Source organism: uncultured Rothia sp., assembly GCF_963555405.1.
Lineage (GTDB): Bacteria > Actinomycetota > Actinomycetes > Actinomycetales > Micrococcaceae > Rothia.
The window spans coordinates 37,725-56,474 of sequence record NZ_CAUVVO010000002.1; the positions used below are offsets into that span (position 1 = coordinate 37,725).

Consider the following 18,750-nt stretch of genomic DNA (forward strand, 5'->3'; position numbering starts at 1 on the left):
CGAAAAACCCCGGAATCCCAGCTAATTATTCGAAAATACCGCCCGCGCGAGCGCTCATACTCGAACAAACGGCAGGGCTTGAACAAACCCGACGCACGCGCCAGAAAACGCCAGCCCTGCTACTTAGCGCAGCGGCTCCTTATCCGGCCCCAGGCGGCGCTCCTGCGGAATCTCCTGCTCCTCACAGATCGCAAGCCACACATCCTTCGGGGTAACGCCCTGGTCCAGCGCCTCTGCCGCGGTCACATGGCCCAACGAACCCAACACCAAGTCCCGCGCCAGCACCGGCGCATACCCGGCACCGAACTCATACTCCATGCACGCCCAAAATTCGCTCAGCTTCACAAGCACTCCTCCACTTCACCGCTAGTTCGCTTCATAATTCGTCACATCACCCGAGAATAAGCGATGCCGCACACCCACCTTACGGGGATGCACGGCATCGCTTCACGTTTAGTGCGGCATGTGCCGCCTCGCATTACTTCGAGAGAATGTAGTAATCGCTCTTGTACTGCTCAGACATCTCAGCCGGAACAGTATCCGGAATCTGAACGCCCTCGAGAACCGCCATACGGTCGGCAACCTCACGCAGCATCTGGGACATCGGAATGTCCAGAGCCTGGCAAATCCATGCCAGCAGTTCGGAGGAAGCTTCCTTCTGACCGCGCTCAACTTCGCTCAGGTAACCGAGGGAAACACGGGCACGCTGGGAAACCTCACGCAGGGTGCGACCCTGACGCTGGCGAACATCGCGAAGAACCTCGCCGATTGCCTGTCGCAGGGGAACAACCTTAGCTTCCTCAACGACCGGGGCGACCTGACGGGGGGTCTCCTCGATTTCCTTCCACTTAGTAATGCCATTAATCGATACGCGCTGCTTAGCCATGAGCTTCTATATCACTTTCCTGAGTAGGTATTCCCGACCTGCGGGACTGTACAGAGTTAAGCCTAACTGATTTTTGGAGCGTGAGCTAGGAGCCCCGCCATTTTCGTCCTCTTCTTATGGCTTGTATCTATTCAAACAGGCGAACCTATGCCTTTATTCCTACGGAGCTGAAAGAACCCTGTGAATATATTTGAACCGTAAAACTTTTTCTCAGTCAGGTACCGCACAGCCCGGCGCACTACGCCAGCTCGTTCTCCAGCACACCACCGGCACCGCCGCGCACCGCACGCGCCAGCAGAGCAATTGCATCCGCGCTCGCCGCCGCACGAATCTGCGCCCGGTCCCCCGAATAGTGACGTTCAAACACCTCAGAACCGCCCGGGGAACACACACCGATATAGACCGTACCCACCGGCTGACCGTCCGCAGGATCAGGACCGGCAACACCTGTGGTCGACACCGCATAATCGGCACCGCACACACGCGCCGCACCGACCGCCATCTGCACCGCCACCGCAGGATGCACCGCACCCTCACGCGCCAGTAGCTGAGCGTCCACGCCCAGCACCTGCGCCTTCACCTCGTAGGCGTAGGAAATCACGCCGCCACGGTAATACGCGGATGCGCCCGGCACCGTACAAATCGCGCCGCCCACATCCCCGCCGGTCAGCGACTCAGCCGTCGCCACCTGCACCGGCCCCTCCTGGGAGGCACGCAACCGCACCGCATCACGCAGTAGCAGCGCCGCCGCCTCCGGAGTACCGGAGAAAACCTCAGCGGAAGAAAGCTCAAGGGACAGAGCATCTTCAAGTACGAGGGGAACCATCATTCTCTCCTTTCAGCGGCGAACCGCCGCCCAAAACCTCACGCGGCACGCAACGCACCGCAGGTACAGCGAAGGGGAGCAGCACACGCCACTCCCCTCGCCTCTAGTTACCGCCGCCCTGGGAGGCCTGAGCCTGCAACCAGTTACGACGCAAAATATACGCATCACGCACATACACCAGGCCGGTCCACACGGTAATCGCGGTGACCGCGCCCATCAGAACCCAGCCCGGAATCAGCCAGCCAAGACCCAGCTGGCCCAGCGGCAGAAGCATCAGCACCAGCGCCACCGTCTGCAGCACGGTCTTAATCTTGCCGCCCTTACTAGCCGCCATCACACCGTACTTAATGACGAACAGGCGCATGATCGTAATGCCCCACTCACGCAGCAGAATCACGATCGTGACCCACCACCACAGCTCGCCCAGCGCCGACAGCACAATAAACGCCGCGCCGGTCAGGAACTTATCGGCAATCGGGTCAGCAATCTTACCGAAGCTCGTAATCAGATTACGCGAGCGCGCCAGGTAGCCGTCCGCCCAGTCCGTGAGCATGGCAAGAATAAAAATAATCCACGCGAGCCAGCGGTGCGTCGAATCAGCGGCACCAAAAGTACCGCCCGCGACCAGGGCAATGATAAAGAAAGGAACCGCAATAATACGCAGAACCGTCAACACATTCGGCACGTTCCAGTTCGAAGGCTTCGCTGTGCTGACCGCACCGGCGGGGGCGGAATTGCGAGCTTCACTCATAACGGCTCCTTACGGGTAGATGGCTTTCGACGGTGAGAGACCGCGTACGCACCGACACCTAATCGTATCGGGGGTACGCAAACACCCCGTACCGTCCATTATACGTGTGCCGTAGCAGACATCACGGGGACGATACGGGGTGCATGTCGCGCGCGCACTCAGCCGAGTGGACTCAACCGGGTGGGCTGGGCGCTGAGGGGCTAGCGGCCGGTCAGCTGCCAGGCGTCCTCCGAGCCCTCGTCATCGGACTCATCGAAGTAATCGGTGACCGGTTCGCCCGGATCCACCGCATTCGCGTACGGGTCAGCCGCCGGAGGCTCCTCGCCGCGAATACGCGCCAGGGTCGCCTGCAGGTCGTCGGGGCGGACCAACACCTCACGTGCCTTCGAGCCCTCCGAGGGGCCCACCACGCCCTGCGACTCCAGCAGATCCATGATGCGGCCAGCCTTCGCGAAGCCCATGCGCAACTTACGCTGCAGCATCGAGGTCGAACCGAACTGGGTCGTAATCACAATCTCCGCCGCCTGCAGCAGATCGTCGAGGTCATCGCCGATTTCCTCATCAATCTGCTTCTTCGCGGCAGAGACCATCACGTCCTCACGGTAGATGGTCGGCGCCTGCTTCTTCACGTGTTCAACCACGGCGTGAATCTCAGATTCAGACACCCACGCACCCTGAACACGCATCGGCTTCGAGGCGCCCATCGGCAGGAAGAGCGCGTCACCCTGACCGATCAGCTTCTCAGCGCCGGGCTGATCCAGCACCACGCGAGAGTCAGTGACCGAGGAGGTCGCAAACGCCATGCGCGACGGAACGTTCGCCTTAATCAGACCGGTCACCACATCCACCGAAGGACGCTGGGTCGCCAGCACCAGGTGAATACCCGCCGCACGCGCCAGCTGGGTAATACGAACAATCGCCTCTTCCACATCGCGCGGAGCGACCATCATCAGGTCGGCGAGCTCGTCCACAATCACCAGCAGGTACGGGTACTCGTGCACCGTGCGCTTGCTGCCGGGCTCGGGCTGAACCTTACCCTCACGCACCGCCTTGTTGAAGTCATCCACGTGCTTGTAGCCGTAGTGGGCGAGGTCATCGTAGCGGGCATCCATCTCACGAACCACCCATTGAAGAGCCTCAGCGGCCTTCTTCGGGTTCGTAATGATGGGCGTAATCAGGTGCGGAATACCCTCATAGGCGGTCAGCTCCACGCGCTTGGGGTCGACCATCACCAGGCGCACCTGGTCGGGGGTTGCACGCATCAGAATCGAGGTAATCATCGAGTTCACGAACGACGACTTACCGGCACCGGTCGCACCCGCGACCAGCATGTGCGGCATCTTCGCGAGGTTCGCCAGCACGAAGCCGCCCTCAACGTCCTTACCCACACCCATGACCATCGGGTGGTGGTTCGCGTGAGCCTGCGGGGAACGCAGCACGTCGCCCAGGGCAACAGTCTCACGGTCCGTATTCGGAATCTCAATACCGATCGCGGACTTACCCGGAATCGGGGACAGAATACGAACATCAGGGCTCGCCACAGCGTACGCGATGTTCTTGCTCAACGCCGTTACGCGCTCCACCTTCGTGGCGGGACCCAGCTCAATCTCGTAGCGGGTCACGGTCGGGCCGCGCGAGAAGCCGGTGACCTGCGCGTCCACCTTGAACTGCTCCAGCACATTCGTCAGAGCTTCAACCACATGCTCGTTGACTTCGGAGGATTCCTTAGCGGGCGGGCCGGAAACCAGCATTTCCTCCGAGGGCAGCACGTACGCGCCGCGGGAGGACTGCACAACCTGCTCACCGCGTGCCTGCTCGGTGGTCGCCATCTGAGTGTTGTTCTGCAGCGGGCGGGATGCGCCAGCCTCGGGCGCTCGCGAAGCCGCGGGAGCCGCGTTCTTCGGGTGCGCACCCGGCGAGTGCATGCGGGTCGGAATCGGAGGCTGAGCCGCGGGAGCCGGGGCGGCACCCTGGTTCACTACTTGATGAGGTTTGGTCTGCGGTGCAGCGTCCTCAGCGGCGCCGAAGCCGTCGTATGCCTCAACATCAAAGAGGGGCTCCTCGCCAGGAATGCGGTTCACGCGGCCATTCGCCACGGCGGCGCGCTGCACCTGGTCCAAGCGGGCTGCGGGTGCATCCGATGCCTCAACGTCGAAGAGGTCCGGGCTACTCGAATAAGCGCTGTTCTGAGCGGAAGCACCCTGCGCAGCCGGTGCCTGGTTGAGGCGACCGGGCAGGCGGGACAGACGGTTCGGCTTAGCCGCAGGGCGTGCCTGTTGAGCGGATCCCTGCGCAGAATCCTGAGCAGAGTCTGCGGGCTGCACCGGCATCTGCGTGGTTTCCGGGTGGGTCTCGTCCACCACGGCGCTCACGAATGCCTCATCACCGGCGTACTCGTCCAGGGAAGAATCGGTCGGCGCAGCGGGAGCAAAGCCCAACCAGCCGCGCAGACGCGAGAACAGACCACCAGACTTCTTAGCCGGGCGTGCCGGCTTCTCATCGTCACCGTACAGGTAGCTGCGGTCGTGCTCCTCAGCGCTCAGGTCCACGGTCTGAGTCGCATCCGAAGGGCTGTCCTTCACGGAGGTTCGGGTCGTACCATTGGGCTTCTCTCCCAGAGCCAGACCGACCAGGTGCAGGGTACGCGGCACCACCTGACGAATCGGAGTGTTCGTCAGAACCATCAGACCGGCAATACCCAGCAGCAGATGAATCAGAATCTCAACGAACGCAATATGGCCGCTCACCCGCACAATGGGGGTGCCCAGCAGCACGCCGGCCACGCCACCGCCAGCCCAAACGGCGTCAAAACCATCCGCGAACGTCGGGTGACCCGCATGGCGCGCAAAGAACAGAGAGGTCGCCACCAGCATGATGAAAGAGCCCAACGCCACGCGGTTATTACGCTTAATCAGGTCGGGCCCACGGAAAACACACCACGCCATGATGAGGCAGAACACCGGAATCAGCAGGGCACCCTGGCCGAAAATACCGCCCAGCATGGTGTGCCAGGCGTCCAGGGGCGCTCGCAACAAACCGAGGGAAGTGTGCGCACGCCAGTTGTACCACTCCACTCCGGCGCTAATCAGGCCGAACAGCAGAATGGTGAGCGCGCCGCCGTCACGACGGTCTTCGGGCGCAAGGTCGGTGCGCACCGCGCCAATGGAGCGGAACAGCCCACCGATAGCGTGAGCGATGCTCAGCCAGACGGAGGAGATAGCGCCCGCTACAGGGTTCGCCGCGTTGGCACCGCGCTGGGCACCGCCTCGGGAGGTGGTGCGCTTGCGGGTGGTTTTCTTAGTGTTTGCTTTAGTAGAGGTCGTGTTACGACCCTTCGTGGTCCGTGGAGCCATACCTTTTAGGGTATCAACCTTCCCGTTAATGTACCGATTCTTTCGTTATCAGTGAGCTAAAAAGTGCGCCCCGCCCTGTCTCTGTGAGGGCACTGATAGGGCGCTGATGAGGCGCTTCTCCCCTACCGCGTTCGCTTTCGCGTAGCTTTCGCGTAGCTTTCGCGCATACGTTCGGCAGATACACAGCAGGCGGGGCCGACACAACGTATCGACCCCGCCTTTTCGCTATGACAGGCGACTAGCCTCGCGCAGAGTATTAGTTCTTCGCAGCCTTCGAGGTGTTCTCAACGACCACGGGAACAATCATGGGCTTGCGGCGCAGACGGCGCGAAATCCAAGCACCGATGGTGCGGCGCACAATCTGCTGCAGCTGCTGCACGGTGTGCACCTTCTCGGGCGCGCGGTGCAGAGCATCCTCCAGAGCGGCAGTAATCTTCGGAACAATCTCGTCAAAGACCGAGTCGTCCTCAGCGATACCGCGGGCGTGAATATCCGGGCCGGTCACCACGCGCTTGGTGGCGCGATCCACCACGGTCACGATGGACACGAAGCCCTCTTCACCCAGGATGCGGCGGTCCTTCAGGTCGCTCTCGGTGACCTCACCGACGGAGCGGCCGTCAACGTACAGGTACTCGCAGGGAACCTCGCCCACCACAGACGCCACGCCATCGCGCAGATCCACAACGGTGCCGGACTCGCAGAGCAGCACGTTCTTCTTCGGAACACCGGTCTCCATCGCCAGGTCACCGCTAGCGATCAGGTGGCGAACCTCGCCGTGAACGGGCATAACGTTCTTCGGCTTGAGAATGTTGTAGCAGTACAGCAGCTCGCCCGCGGCAGCGTGACCGGAAACGTGAACCTTCGCGTTGCCCTTGTGCACCACGTTAGCGCCCAGCTTCATGAGGGCGTTAATGATGCGGAACACGCTGGTCTCGTTACCGGGAATCAGCGAGGAGGCGAGCACCACGGTGTCGCCGGGCTCAATCTGAATCTTGTGGTCGCCGTTTGCCATGCGCGACAGTGCCGCCATCGGCTCGCCCTGCGAACCGGTGCACATCATCACGATCTGGTCGGGGCGGTAGTCGTCAACCTTCTTCAGATCCACCAGCACGTTGGCGGGAACCTTCAGGTAGCCCAGCTTCTCAGCGATGGTCATGTTACGCACCATGGAGCGGCCCACGAGCACGACCTTGCGGCCACGCTCAGCGGCTGCGTCCAAAACCTGCTGCACACGGTGCACGTGCGAGGAGAAGGATGCCACAATGATGCGGCCGCTTGCGTCACGGAAAACGTTCGATAGCACCGGACCGATGTGCTTCTCGGTCGGGGTGAAGCCGGGAACCTCGGCGTTAGTGGAATCCGGCAGGAACAGGTCCACGCCCTCCTCGCCCAGGCGGGAGAAGTGGCGCAGGTCGGTCAGGCGACCGTCCAGGGGCAACTGGTCCATCTTGAAGTCACCGGTGTGCAGAACCTTGCCTGCCTTGGTGCGGATGTAGACAGCCAGCGCATCCGGAATCGAGTGGTTCACTGCCACGAACTCGCACTCGAAGGGGCCGAAACGCTCGACCTGGTGCTCCTTCACCGCGAGGGTGTAGGGCTTGATGCGGTGCTCGGCGAGCTTAGCCTCGACCAGTGCCAGGGTCAGTTCGGAGCCGACCAGGGGGATGTCGGGGCGGCGGCGCAGCAGGTAAGGAACCGCGCCGATGTGGTCCTCGTGGCCGTGGGTCAGCACCATGGCGACCACGTCGTCCAGACGGTCGACAATGTAGCTGAAGTCGGGCAGGATCAGGTCCACGCCGGGCTGGGACTCTTCGGGGAAGAGCACGCCGCAGTCAACAATCAGCAGCTTGCCGTTGATTTCGTACACGGTCATGTTACGACCGACTTCGCCCAGGCCGCCCAGGGGCACCACGCGCAGGGTGTCCTTCTTCAGGCGGGGAGGCAGGGGAAGATTCGCTTCAAAGACGCTCATCGTGTGTCTCCTCTTTCTTCTATGTTTTCTTGTGATGTCTGTGATTCGTAAGCGACGCTTCGTACCGCAAGCACCCCAGCCGGCTCTCATGTGCCGAGGCGGTGGTGCTGCCGGTGCGTCCAAATCACCGAAAGTATTCAAAAGTATGCGGGGCGTAGTGCTCGGGTGCCTCTGACTAAGTTGGGCCCCTGTCTGAGTGGGAGCCGATTCATGTGGCGGTAAACCGCGACAATACGCCAGAGCGGACCCCTCACCTAGTGTTAGGTGTGGAGTCCGCGTCCGTTGGCTACATCACGCGCCCCGAAAACGGGGCGTAGGATAGCCGAATTCCTCTATATATACGCTCCCCCGCGCTATTGAATGCGCCGGGTATGCGTCAAAGTTTAGGAGTTCTTGAGGGTGTGAGCAATGCTCGAGGAGAGCAGGTCAGCTCGCATCGCCTGTACAACCTCCGGTTCGGAGAGTACGTGCGGCAGGCGAACGACGGGCTCATCTAGCACACCCTGCCAGGAAAGAATTTCCTTGGCGGCAACGCAACCGGGCGCACGGCCCATGGTTGCGCGGACAATCGGAGTCAGTTCCAGGTGAAGACGCTGCGCCTCCACCAAATCCTGTGCAACAACAGCATCAATCAGGGCACGGAAGAGTGCGGGTGCCACGTGTGCGGTCACCGAAACGAGGCCGACGGCACCCATTGCCATCCAGGGAAGGGTCAGTCCGTCGTCGCCGCTGTAGTAGTGCAGGTCGGTGGTTGCCATGACCTCGGTTGCGGCACCGAAGTCTGCCTTGGCGTCTTTCACCGCTACAATACTATCAATTTCTGCAAGGCGGCGGTAGGTTTCGGGTGCGATGGGGATGCCCGCACGACCCGGAATGTCGTACAGCATGACGGGGGTCTCAGTTGCCTGCGCAACGGTCGCAAAATGGGCGTAAACACCCGGCTGAGTCGGCTTGTTGTAGTACGGGGTTACGACCAGCAGGCCGTCCACGCCAACCTTTTCAGCGCGGTGCGCCAGCTCAATGGTGTGCGCGGTGTCGTTCGAACCAACACCGGCAATAATCTTCGCGCGAGAACCGACGGTGTCCTTCACAATCTGGAAGACGCGCTCGTTCTCGTCATCGGTCATGGTGGAGTATTCACCGGTGGTACCGCAGACCACCAGGCCGTCGTGGCCGTTCTCCACAAGGTAGTTCGCCAGGTCCGCGACCTGCTTTTCATCAACGGAGCCGTCCTTCGCGAAGGGGGTCACCATTGCGGTCAGGAGGCGACCGAAGACAGGCTCAACAAAAGTACCGGGGTTCGAAAGGTTCTCAGACATATGTCCAGAGTACGCCCGAAATGCAGATTTTTGCTACAGGACGCATAAGTTTTCATACGTTTTCTACTATTCGGACTCTTTCAAACCCGCGGTACTTCCGCGAGAGCCTATGAAACCGGGCACACAGCCTCGGCGTTATCAACCTCATGCCGAAAATACATACGGCATCAACCGCAAGTAACCGGGGATAGCGCCTAACGCATCCCCTTCGCTGCACCGCCCGAACGCAACGCCCACGCATTACGCATCGCCGCACGGGCACGCTTGCGCTCGCCGCCCGCATCGTACATACACGCCAGGTTGAACCATGCCTTCCAGTTGCTCGGCTCCTGCTCCACCGCCGCGGCGAAGCTCTCAAACTCCACCGCAGCAGCCTCACGATCCACACGACCCGCAGGGGTGCGCGGCAGGGTGTCCTCAGCCAGCTCGCCCGAAGCCGCCAGCTCCTGAGCCATACGCTGAATACGAGCACCGAAAAGCACCTCACGCACCAGCGCCCAGGCACCCAGAATCGGCAGCAGAATCATACCCGCGCCGAGCACCATGCCAGCCACCGAACCGGAGGCCAGCATCACAAAACCCTGCTGCGCAATATGCACCAGGTACAGGGTCAGCAGCGCGCAGGTCAGCGCCGCGAAGGTCTTACCGAATCCGCCCGCATCCACCGTCACGAAGACGGCGCTAAAAATCAGCACGCCCAGAATAGAGGCGCGCGCTGCCAGCGGCAGCGGCAGAATCAGCACGGTCAGAACCATCAGCACGCACGCGCAGACGGTCCACAGGCGCAGCGACGTCCACCAGGGACTAGGAGCCTCGGAAGATACCTGCGAATTCTCGGGTGAAGTCTGTTCAGACATAACGCTCCCCTACGACAAATCCATGTAGGCGTCCAAGCCCACGCTCAAACCCGGATGCGCCGCCACCTCACGCACGCCCAGCAGCACGCCGGGCATGAAGGAAGCACGGTCAAAGGAATCGTGACGAATCACCAGCTGCTGGCCGGGGTCACCCAGCAGAATCTCCTGATGCGCCACCATGCCGCGCAGACGCACCGCGTGCACGTGAATATCGTCAATGACGGCGCCACGCGAACCCAGCGGGTCGGAGGTGGTGGCGTCCGGGCTTGCACCCACGCCAGCCTCCGCACGGGCGGCGGCAACCTTGCGGGCGGTGTGCACCGCGGTACCGGAGGGGGCATCCACCTTATTCGGGTGGTGAATCTCAATGATTTCTACCGACTCAAAGTAGCGTGCAGCCTTCGCCGCGAATTCGGTTGCCAGGATTGAACCAATCGCGAAGTTCGGGGCGATGAGCACGCCCACCTCGGGGTGCTCCGCCAGCAGCTCGCGCAGGGAGTCGAGACGCTCGGGAGTCCAACCGGTCGTACCCACCACAGCGTGCATGCCGTGCTCCACCGCAAAGCGCACGTTCGCCTCGCTGGATTCGGGAACGGTCAGGTCAATCACAATCTCGGCGCCAGCATCGACCAGCTCCTGCAGGTCGTCGCCGCGGCCCAGTGCCGCCACCAGGTCCATATCAGCGGAGGTGTTGACGGCGCGCACCGCCTCGGAACCCATACGCCCCGCGGCACCGAGTACCGCTACCTTCCAGATTTTTTCGTCAACCTCGTGGGTCATGGTTCTCTCCTCCGTAACTTGTTAGCGCCCCGACGATGGGGCTTGTGACGTACAGCCTCTATTATCCCCCGTGTGGGTGCGGCGCACGCCATCGTACACACGGTGTGAGATACCCGGTGAGGCCTAATCACCCAAAAGGTGACATTTTATATACGTCATATAAGGGCATTTATCCGTCGTCTAAAGAGAACAAACATATAATTAGGAAGTATTTCTATAATTTCCGTCCTACGGAGTACACAGACAGTATGAAGTCCCTCTTTACCTCCTCCGTGCGTCCAGATGAGGCTAACCGGCGTTATATTCTGCCGGGTCTGGACGGCCTGCGAGCAATCGCTGTGCTCCTCGTGATGGTGTACCATTTCTGGCCCACCGTACTACCCGGCGGCATGATTGGCGTGGATATTTTCTTCGTCATCTCCGGCTTCCTGATTACCTCCCTGCTTCTGCGGGAGGGTGCGCTCACCGGCAAGATTGCCCTGGGCAGCTTCTGGATTCGCCGTGCCCGCCGACTGCTTCCCGCCATTACCCTGCTGATTCTGGTCCTCGGCCCGATCAGCCTGCTCATTGGCGGCGATATTCAGGTGAACCTGGGCCGTCAGCTTGCCGGTGCGGCAACTTTCTCGTCCAACTGGATCTCCATTTTTGCCGGTAACGACTACTTCGCGCAGACCTCCCCGGAGCTCTTCACGAACTTCTGGTCGCTGGCGGTGGAAGAACAGTTCTACGTGGTGTGGCCGCTGCTGATTGTTGCTGCTGGCCTGCTGCTGCGCCGCCGCTGGCGTCGTTTTAGCGTGGTTATGGTGCTGGGCATTATTGCGTCACTGAGCGTTGCTACCGCTCTTTTGATGTCCGGAGCACCCATCAGCCGCGTCTACTACGGCACCGACACCCACCTCTACGGCCTGCTCCTCGGCGCCCTGCTGGCGTTTGCGCGCCCCTGGTCGCTGTACCCGCCGCTGCAGCAGTCCGTGCTGTACCGCGTGGCTCAGCCCTTCGGCCTGGTCGCCTTCGCCCGCGTCATGATTAGCTGGCTGTCCCTGTTCGCGCTGACTCCCTACGCGGTTCTCGTGCCCGAATCGGCACCCGGTGCAATCCCCTGGGGTCTGTTCGGTGCTTCCCTGCTGGCGCTCGGTGTGATTCAGGGCATGCTGCCCGACATGCTCGCTGGCGCCTCCGAGATGCTGCGCCGCCTGCTGAACTTCGCTCCCCTGCGCTGGGTGGGCGAGCGCTCCTACGGCCTGTACCTGTGGCACTGGCCGCTCGCCGTGGTCATGCACTACGCTCTGGGTGCGGACCGCTCCCCGCTGGTGAACGTGGGTGTTCTGGTGGCGACCTTCGCTATCGCGGAGATGTCTTTCCGCTGGGTTGAGACCCCGATTCGCCGTTACGGTTTCCGCGGTAGCGCTAACCGTGCGGTGGCGGCGTTCCAGTCCTCGCGCACTAAGTTCCTGCCGGTTTCGGTGGTTCTGGCTGTTGTTGTGGCGGCTGCTTCGACCGGCCTGGCGGTGCACACCGCTCCCGCTATGACCGCCGCGCAGCAGTCCGTTGAGGACGGCAAGCGTGCCGCGGCTGAGCGTCTGAAGGCGCGCCAGGAGGCGCAGGCTGCGAGCGCATCGGCAAGCCCGAGCGCATCCGCCTCGGGTAAGGATGCGAAGGCTTCGGCAAGCCCCTCGGCGTCGAAGGCCGCAACCGGTTCGGTGAACTCCTCGCAGGTGACCATTGTGGGTGACTCCATTGTGGTCGCGGTTTCCCCCGAGCTGTACGACAAGATGCCCGAAGCAACTATTGACGCGCAGGAAGCACGCACCATCGCCAAGGCTCTGCCGATTATTAAGTCCATGGGTGCCAACGGCCAGATTCGTAAGACCTTCGTGCTGTCGGTGACCGCGAACTCGACCATTCTGGACGGTCAGCTCGACGAGGTTCTGGCGGCTATGCCTGCCGGTTCTAAGCTGGTGCTGGTGACCGGTTACGGTCCGCGCAACCTGACCTGGATTGATTACTCGAATGGAAAGATTCGTGAGTTTGCGGCGCAGCATTCTGACCGCGTGATTATTGCGGATTGGAACTCTGCGATTCGCCAGGCGTTGCAGACTCAGAGTGGTCTTCTTGCTTCCGACGGCGTGCACCCGGAGGCTGCCGGTCAGGAGCTCTACGCGCAGGTGCTGATGGAAGCTATTGCCAAGGCGCAAAAGTAGTACTGCTCAGAAGTAACGCGCTGAGGTAGCTCCCAACGGTAGCTTTTCGGGTTCTGCCGCTCGCTCATGCTGAGCGTCAAAAGCATGGGCGGCAGATGGCCCGTAAGCGCTGCTTCAGACAAAGAAAATGCCCGTTCCCTCCCCCTCAGATGGGGTGTGGGAACGGGCATTCTATGCCTTATCAGCGTTGGGGGTTAGCGCACGATGGTGGTAATCATCTGCTGCTCACCCAGGTACGCAGCCAGGTCGCGAACCTCCTCCAGGGAGACCGCGCGGATCTTCTCCAACAGCTCGTCGGTGCTGGTGAACAGACCCGAATCCAGTTCGGCACGACCCAGGCGGGACATGCGCGAGCCCGAATCCTCGCTACCGAGCACGGTGGAGCCAGCCAGCTGGCCGCGGACCTTCGTCAGCTCCTCCTCGGTAATACCGGCGGTGGCGAGCTTATCGAACTCGTAGCCCATGACTTCGCGCACCTGCTCGGTCTTGGCGGGCAGACAGCCCGCGTACATGCCGAAGTAGCCTGCATCCGAGTATGCACCGGAGAACGCGAACGTGCTGTAGGCGAGGCCGCGCTTCTCGCGAATCTCCTGGAACAGGCGCGAGGACATACCCGCACCGAATGCACTGGTCAGCACGCTCATGGCGTAGCGGCGGTCGTCGCCGGCGATAATGCTCGGGCAGCCCATCACAATGTTGGTCTGCTCGAAGCCCTTCTCCACCTCGCGCAGCTCACTCAGCGGAACAATACCGCTGTCGGTGCGCACGCGGCGCGGTGCCGGCGCCACGCCCTCCTGCAGATTCCAGCCGTAGCGGGTCAGCGCCTCCAGCACGAGGCGGACCATAGTGCTGTGCTCCAGCGAACCTGCTGCAGAAATAACCAGGCGGTCCGGAGTGTAGTAGCGCTTGTAGTGCTCCCACACGGCGTCGCGCGGCACCTCGGTAATCTCCTGCGGGGTACCGCCAATGGGGCGGCCCAGCGGGTTATCACCCATGAGCTGCTCCACGAAGTTCTCGAAAGCAACGTCGGTCGGGTCGTCCTGGTCCATGGCGATCTCTTCGAGAATCACGCCGCGTTCCTGCTCCAGGTGAGCCGGGTCCAGCAGGGCGTTGGTGACCATGTCGGTGATAACGTCCACCGCCATGGGTGCGTCATCGTCGAGCACACGCGCGTAGTAGCAGGTGTGTTCCTTAGCGGTCAGGGCGTTAGATTCGCCGCCTACAGCGTCGAAGGAGGATGCAATGTCCAGGGCGGTGCGGGTGCCGGTGCCCTTGAACAGCAGGTGTTCCAGGAAGTGGGTGGAGCCAAGCATGCCGGGGGCCTCATCGCGGGAGCCAACTCCCACCCAGAAGCCGATGGATACGCCGCGAGTACCGGGCATTTTTTCGGTAATCACGCGCACGCCGCCGGGCAGGATGGAGCGGCGCACCTCGTTACCGCCCACACCTTCGTAGATGAGGCGGCCGTGCTCGTAGTTGAGCTCTTCGGCAATCGCCTCAAGCTCGACGGGCAGGGAAATAGACATTCAGCGTCCTTCGATATTTCGATTAGCTAATTTTTCGTTCAAGAGGGCGAGGCAACGCAAACAGCGGAACCCGTAGCTTCTGGGCGCAGTACCCCAGCAGGAGCGAGGCGAGGATCGCGAAGATCGTTCCTCCCACAAGGAAAAGGGGCACCGAGAAGAAACCGGACTTACTCAGTACGAAACGGAAAGCGGCACCGCACACGATGTGCGCGATAAAGATTTCCAGGGAGTGGCGTCCCAGGTAGGCGAGCCAGCTGCTCCACGGAACCCGCGCTAGCAGGTAGGAGAGCGAGAGCACCGCCAGCGACGACAGCAGGGAGGCGACAATACCGACAGCAACGGCCGCCGGGTTGTTCGCAAAGTACGGCACGACGGTCGGCGGAGCGGCCTGCACATTCACCAGGATGACGGTGTAGACGACCAAACCAACGACCGCGATAACGGCATGAATCGCCAGCGATACAGACTCCATCATAGCCTGGAACTTCTCGTGGCCAAGAGCCACGCCAAGCATGAAGAAGACCGCCAGGGAGATACCCTGCGTTCCCACGTAGTCACCGCTGTAGCCCCAGAACGCAACGGCAAGGATTGCGCATACCGCCACAATAACGTAGGCATTGACGTCCTTCTGCCAGACGCGCCCCAGCACAGCGATGATGGTGACAATCATGAGCCAGGGGAAGAACCAAAGCTGCCCTTCGGGCTTCCACAGCTCCAGCAGGCTCATCACAGTCGTCTTATCGGAAGAATTAGACGGAAGTACAAGCTTCATACCCACCTGTAGAACCTGCCAAATGACGTACAGGTATCCGAAGAGAACCAGACGTTTCGTCAGGTACGAGGAGGGAGTAGTCTTCGACGCTCCTCGCGACACGAACAGGCCGCTCAGGAGGGCAAAAACTACCAGGTGCCAGAAGTAAACCCCGTAATCCAGCATGAACTTGTAGGGGCGCAGGGCCTCGGTGCCCAACCCTGACGCCCACATTCCTCGATGAATATGACCAAAGACGATCGCGATAATCGCGAGGCCCTTGGCAACGTCAATCGTCGTATCTCGTCGAGTCGACAATTCCGATATTCCTTTCATAGCGAGAACAGCAGTCTGCATTCTGTTGTTCTCTATCCTCATGAAAATGAGGGGCGCCCGGTGCATCCGGCGGGGTATGAACCGCACCGGGTGCGCCGAACGCCCCTCATCGCTTAGCGGGGGTTACGACTACTCGTCGTCGCCGCCCTCAACGACCGGTGCCAGCGAGAGCTTGCCGCGGTCATCAATCTTGGTGATCTCCACCTGGACCTTCTGGCCCACGGAGACAACGTCCTCAGCATCAACAACGCGCTTGCCACCGTTGAGCTTACGCATCTCGGAGATGTGCAGCAGGCCGTCCTTACCGGGGGTCAGGGAGATGAACGCACCGAAGTCGGTCACCTTCACCACGGTGCCCAGGTAGCGTTCGCCGACCTCGGGAACCTGCGGGTTAGCGATAGCGTTCACTGCCGAACGTGCAGCCTCAGCGGAGGGGCCGTCAGCTGCGCCGATGTACACGGTGCCGTCGTCCTCAATGGAGATGTCTGCGCCGGTGTCTTCCTGAATCTGGTTGATCATCTTACCCTTGGGGCCGATGACCTCACCGATCTTGGCGACCGGAATCTTCACGGAGATAATACGCGGTGCGAACTCGCTCATCTCGTCGGGTGCGTCAATCGCGCTGGTGATGACCTCGAGGATGTGCAGGCGAGCCTCACGTGCCTGGGTCAGTGCGCCAGCGAGCACGGATGCGGGGATGCCGTCGAGCTTGGTGTCCAGCTGGATAGCGGTCACGAACTCGGAGGTACCGGCAACCTTGAAGTCCATATCGCCCAGTGCGTCTTCCGCACCGAGGATGTCGGTCAGGGCTGCGTAGCGGGTCTCGCCGTCAACCTCGTCAGAGACCAGGCCCATTGCGATACCTGCAACGGGTGCGCGCAGCGGCACACCTGCGTTCAGCAGGGACAGGGTCGATGCACAGACCGAACCCATGGAGGTCGAGCCGTTGGAGCCCAGCGCCTCAGAGACCTGACGGATTGCGTAGGGGAACTCTTCGCGGGAGGGCAGCACCGGGGTGATTGCGCGCTCTGCGAGGGCACCGTGACCGATTTCGCGGCGCTTGGGCGAACCCACGCGGCCAGTCTCACCGGTGGAGTACGGCGGGAAGTTGTAGTGGTGGATGTAGCGCTTGGACTTGACCGGGTGCAGGGAGTCCAGCTGCTGCTCCATCTTGAGCATGTTCAGGGTGGTGATACCCATGATCTGGGTTTCGCCGCGCTCGAAGAGAGCGGAACCGTGAACGCGGGGCAGGATTTCAACCTCAGCGGTGAGCTGGCGGATGTCGGTCAGGCCGCGACCGTCAATACGGACCTGCTCGGTGAGGATGCGCTGGCGAACCACGTGCTTGGTCAGTGCCGCGAATGCTACGGAGACCTCGTTGGAGCGCTCTTCGAATTCCTTGCCTTCGCCGGTGAGAGCTTCCATGAGCTCGTCCTGCAGCTCAGCTGCTGCGGCTTCGCGCTCCTGCTTGCCAGCGATGGAGTACACCTCTGCCAGGCGGTCTGCTGCGAATGACTCAACTGCTGCGTCGACGTCCTCGCCGTGGCCGCCGAAGAAGGGCAGCTCCAGGGCGGGCTTACCTGCGCGAGCAACCAGGTCAGACTGTGCCTTGCACAGGGCTGCGATGAAGGGCTTAGCTGCTTCCAGGCCCTCTGCAACGATCTCTTCGGTGGGGGCGGTCTGGCCGTCTTCCTTGATGAGCTTCCAGGAGTTGTCGGTTGCTTCTGCCTCAACCATCATGATGGCGACGTCTTCGGTACCGTCAGCCTTGGTGACGATACGACCAGCAACAGCCATGTCGAAGACAGCGTTTTCCAGCTGGGAGTACTTGGGGAAGCAGACCCACTGGCCGTCGATCAGTGCCATGCGCACGCCACCGATGGGGCCGTTGAACGGCGCACCGGACAGCGAGGTCGATGCGGAGGCAGCGTTGATTGCGAAGGTGTTGTAAATTTCGTCCGGCTCGTAGGTCAGGACGGTGACAACGACCTGAACCTCGTTGCGGATGCCCTTGGTGAAGGCGGGGCGCAGCGGGCGGTCAATCAGGCGGGCTGCCAGGATTGCCTCGGTGCTGGGGCGGCCTTCGCGGCGGAAGTACGATGCGGGAATCTTGCCGCCTGCGTACATGCGCTCTTCCACGTCCACGGTCAGCGGGAAGAAGTCGAAGCCCTCACGGGGAGACTTGCCGATTGCGGTTGCGGAGAGCAGGGTGGTCTCGTCATCGATGGTGACGAGAACGGAGCCGGCAGCTTGCTTTGCGAGGCGGCCGGTTTCAAAGCGCACGTGGCGCTTACCGTGAATGCCGTTGTCGATTTCGACTTCGGCAAACTTGATTTCGGGACCTTCCACGGTTCCTTCTTTCTTCTTGGTAGGCCGTACGGCGCACGAGTCGGCCTTCGATAGGAAACCACGGCACCGCTCCCCTACCTTTTACATAACGCGCACCGACGTGCGTCGGCGAGGTTGTGGGGTGGTGTTGTTCCGTAATTCGCTACCGAGGACCGCGGCGTGTGTGCCGGTACGGCCCGTGTTCTTTCTTTCAGGTGGGACGGCATCTTCTCACGTTGCCTAGCTTTGAATTCCGGTGTGGAATCTAGCCAGTGGAAGATGCGCCCCTCAACGCGGCAGTACGGACGCGCTGGCGCTACCCGCCTCCGAAATGGAGGGTTGGTAGTGCTGACAGCACGTCCGCACACACCGCCTAAAGGCGATTAATCACCACAAAAGCGTCAAGACGCTCCTGTTTTATCGGCGCAGACCCAGGCGCTCGATCAGCGAACGGTAACGCTCGATGTCGACGCTCTTCAGGTAGCCGAGCATGTTGCGGCGACGACCAACGAGGATCATCAGGCCACGACGGGAGTGGTGATCGTGCTTGTGGAACTTCAGGTGCTCGGTCAGGTCGGAGATACGACGAGACAGAACTGCAATCTGAACCTCGGGCGAACCGGTGTCGCCCTCGTGGGTTGCGTATTCCTTGATGATTGCCTGCTTGACAGCGGGATCCAGTGCCACTTTTTAACTCCTAGAGTTAGTACCGCATACGTCCCGTACGGACGGTTGCCGCCGGGTGGTGGGCTTACGCCCTGTAATACACGTCGTCTACTGCGGACTGCAGACGCGTTCTTCCCATTCTACGCTACCGGGGCGCTTTCGTGGAAGGGTGAGCAGAAGCCCGGCGGCAGGTAGCTC

Annotated in this window: 14 protein-coding genes; 1 reads left to right on the plus strand and 13 read right to left on the minus strand. The window is 61.4% G+C overall.

Features of this window, described 5'->3' with window-relative positions:
• Positions 1 to 123 precede the first annotated feature (123 nt).
• From RWL87_RS01630 to dapB, 9 genes are all read right to left on the minus strand, one after another.
• Positions 124 to 345, minus strand: coding sequence for a DUF3046 domain-containing protein (locus tag RWL87_RS01630; RefSeq protein WP_254757496.1), 222 nt, complete (start codon positions 343 to 345; stop codon positions 124 to 126).
• A gap of 133 nt (positions 346 to 478) precedes the next feature.
• Complete coding sequence (locus RWL87_RS01635; protein WP_005507109.1) at positions 479 to 886, minus strand: helix-turn-helix domain-containing protein; 408 nt, start codon at positions 884 to 886, stop codon at positions 479 to 481.
• Between the two features lie 238 nt (positions 887 to 1,124).
• Positions 1,125 to 1,715: a nicotinamide-nucleotide amidohydrolase family protein gene (locus tag RWL87_RS01640; RefSeq protein WP_313968672.1), complete on the minus strand. Its 591-nt coding sequence runs from the start codon at positions 1,713 to 1,715 to the stop codon at positions 1,125 to 1,127.
• Positions 1,716 to 1,815: 100 nt separating this feature from the next.
• The gene (pgsA, locus tag RWL87_RS01645) at positions 1,816 to 2,463 is read right to left on the minus strand and encodes a CDP-diacylglycerol--glycerol-3-phosphate 3-phosphatidyltransferase (RefSeq protein ID WP_313968673.1); all 648 of its coding nucleotides are present in this window, start codon (positions 2,461 to 2,463) and stop codon (positions 1,816 to 1,818) included.
• A gap of 200 nt (positions 2,464 to 2,663) precedes the next feature.
• Positions 2,664 to 5,816, minus strand: a complete 3,153-nt coding sequence (locus tag RWL87_RS01650; RefSeq protein ID WP_313968674.1) for a DNA translocase FtsK 4TM domain-containing protein — start codon at positions 5,814 to 5,816, stop codon at positions 2,664 to 2,666.
• 256 nt (positions 5,817 to 6,072) lie between these two features.
• A complete protein-coding gene (locus RWL87_RS01655; RefSeq protein WP_313968675.1) occupies positions 6,073 to 7,788 on the minus strand; it encodes a ribonuclease J in 1,716 nt (571 codons plus the stop codon).
• Between the two features lie 383 nt (positions 7,789 to 8,171).
• Positions 8,172 to 9,107: a 4-hydroxy-tetrahydrodipicolinate synthase gene (dapA, locus tag RWL87_RS01660; protein WP_313968676.1), complete on the minus strand. Its 936-nt coding sequence runs from the start codon at positions 9,105 to 9,107 to the stop codon at positions 8,172 to 8,174.
• Between the two features lie 194 nt (positions 9,108 to 9,301).
• Positions 9,302 to 9,964 carry a tetratricopeptide repeat protein gene (locus RWL87_RS01665; RefSeq protein WP_313968677.1) on the minus strand — a complete coding sequence of 221 codons (663 nt, stop codon included), beginning with the start codon at positions 9,962 to 9,964 and terminating at the stop codon, positions 9,302 to 9,304.
• Positions 9,965 to 9,973: 9 nt separating this feature from the next.
• On the minus strand, positions 9,974 to 10,744 hold the full coding sequence (gene dapB, locus RWL87_RS01670; protein ID WP_070847182.1) for a 4-hydroxy-tetrahydrodipicolinate reductase: 771 nt from the start codon (positions 10,742 to 10,744) through the stop codon (positions 9,974 to 9,976).
• A 248-nt stretch (positions 10,745 to 10,992) separates the two neighbouring features.
• On the opposite strand from dapB, the gene RWL87_RS01675 reads away from it, so the two are divergent.
• Positions 10,993 to 12,945, plus strand: coding sequence for an acyltransferase family protein (locus RWL87_RS01675; protein WP_313968678.1), 1,953 nt, complete (start codon positions 10,993 to 10,995; stop codon positions 12,943 to 12,945).
• A 194-nt stretch (positions 12,946 to 13,139) separates the two neighbouring features.
• On the opposite strand, the gene RWL87_RS01680 is transcribed toward RWL87_RS01675, so the two are convergent.
• From RWL87_RS01680 to rpsO, 4 genes are all read right to left on the minus strand, one after another.
• Positions 13,140 to 14,471, minus strand: coding sequence for a pitrilysin family protein (locus RWL87_RS01680; protein ID WP_049341706.1), 1,332 nt, complete (start codon positions 14,469 to 14,471; stop codon positions 13,140 to 13,142).
• A 22-nt stretch (positions 14,472 to 14,493) separates the two neighbouring features.
• Complete coding sequence (locus RWL87_RS01685) at positions 14,494 to 15,540, minus strand: acyltransferase (protein ID WP_313968679.1); 1,047 nt, start codon at positions 15,538 to 15,540, stop codon at positions 14,494 to 14,496.
• Positions 15,541 to 15,687: 147 nt separating this feature from the next.
• Positions 15,688 to 17,907, minus strand: a complete 2,220-nt coding sequence (locus RWL87_RS01690; RefSeq protein ID WP_313968680.1) for a polyribonucleotide nucleotidyltransferase — start codon at positions 17,905 to 17,907, stop codon at positions 15,688 to 15,690.
• Positions 17,908 to 18,303: 396 nt separating this feature from the next.
• Positions 18,304 to 18,573, minus strand: a complete 270-nt coding sequence (gene rpsO, locus RWL87_RS01695) for a 30S ribosomal protein S15 (RefSeq protein ID WP_313968681.1) — start codon at positions 18,571 to 18,573, stop codon at positions 18,304 to 18,306.
• Between the last annotated feature and the right edge of the window lie 177 nt (positions 18,574 to 18,750).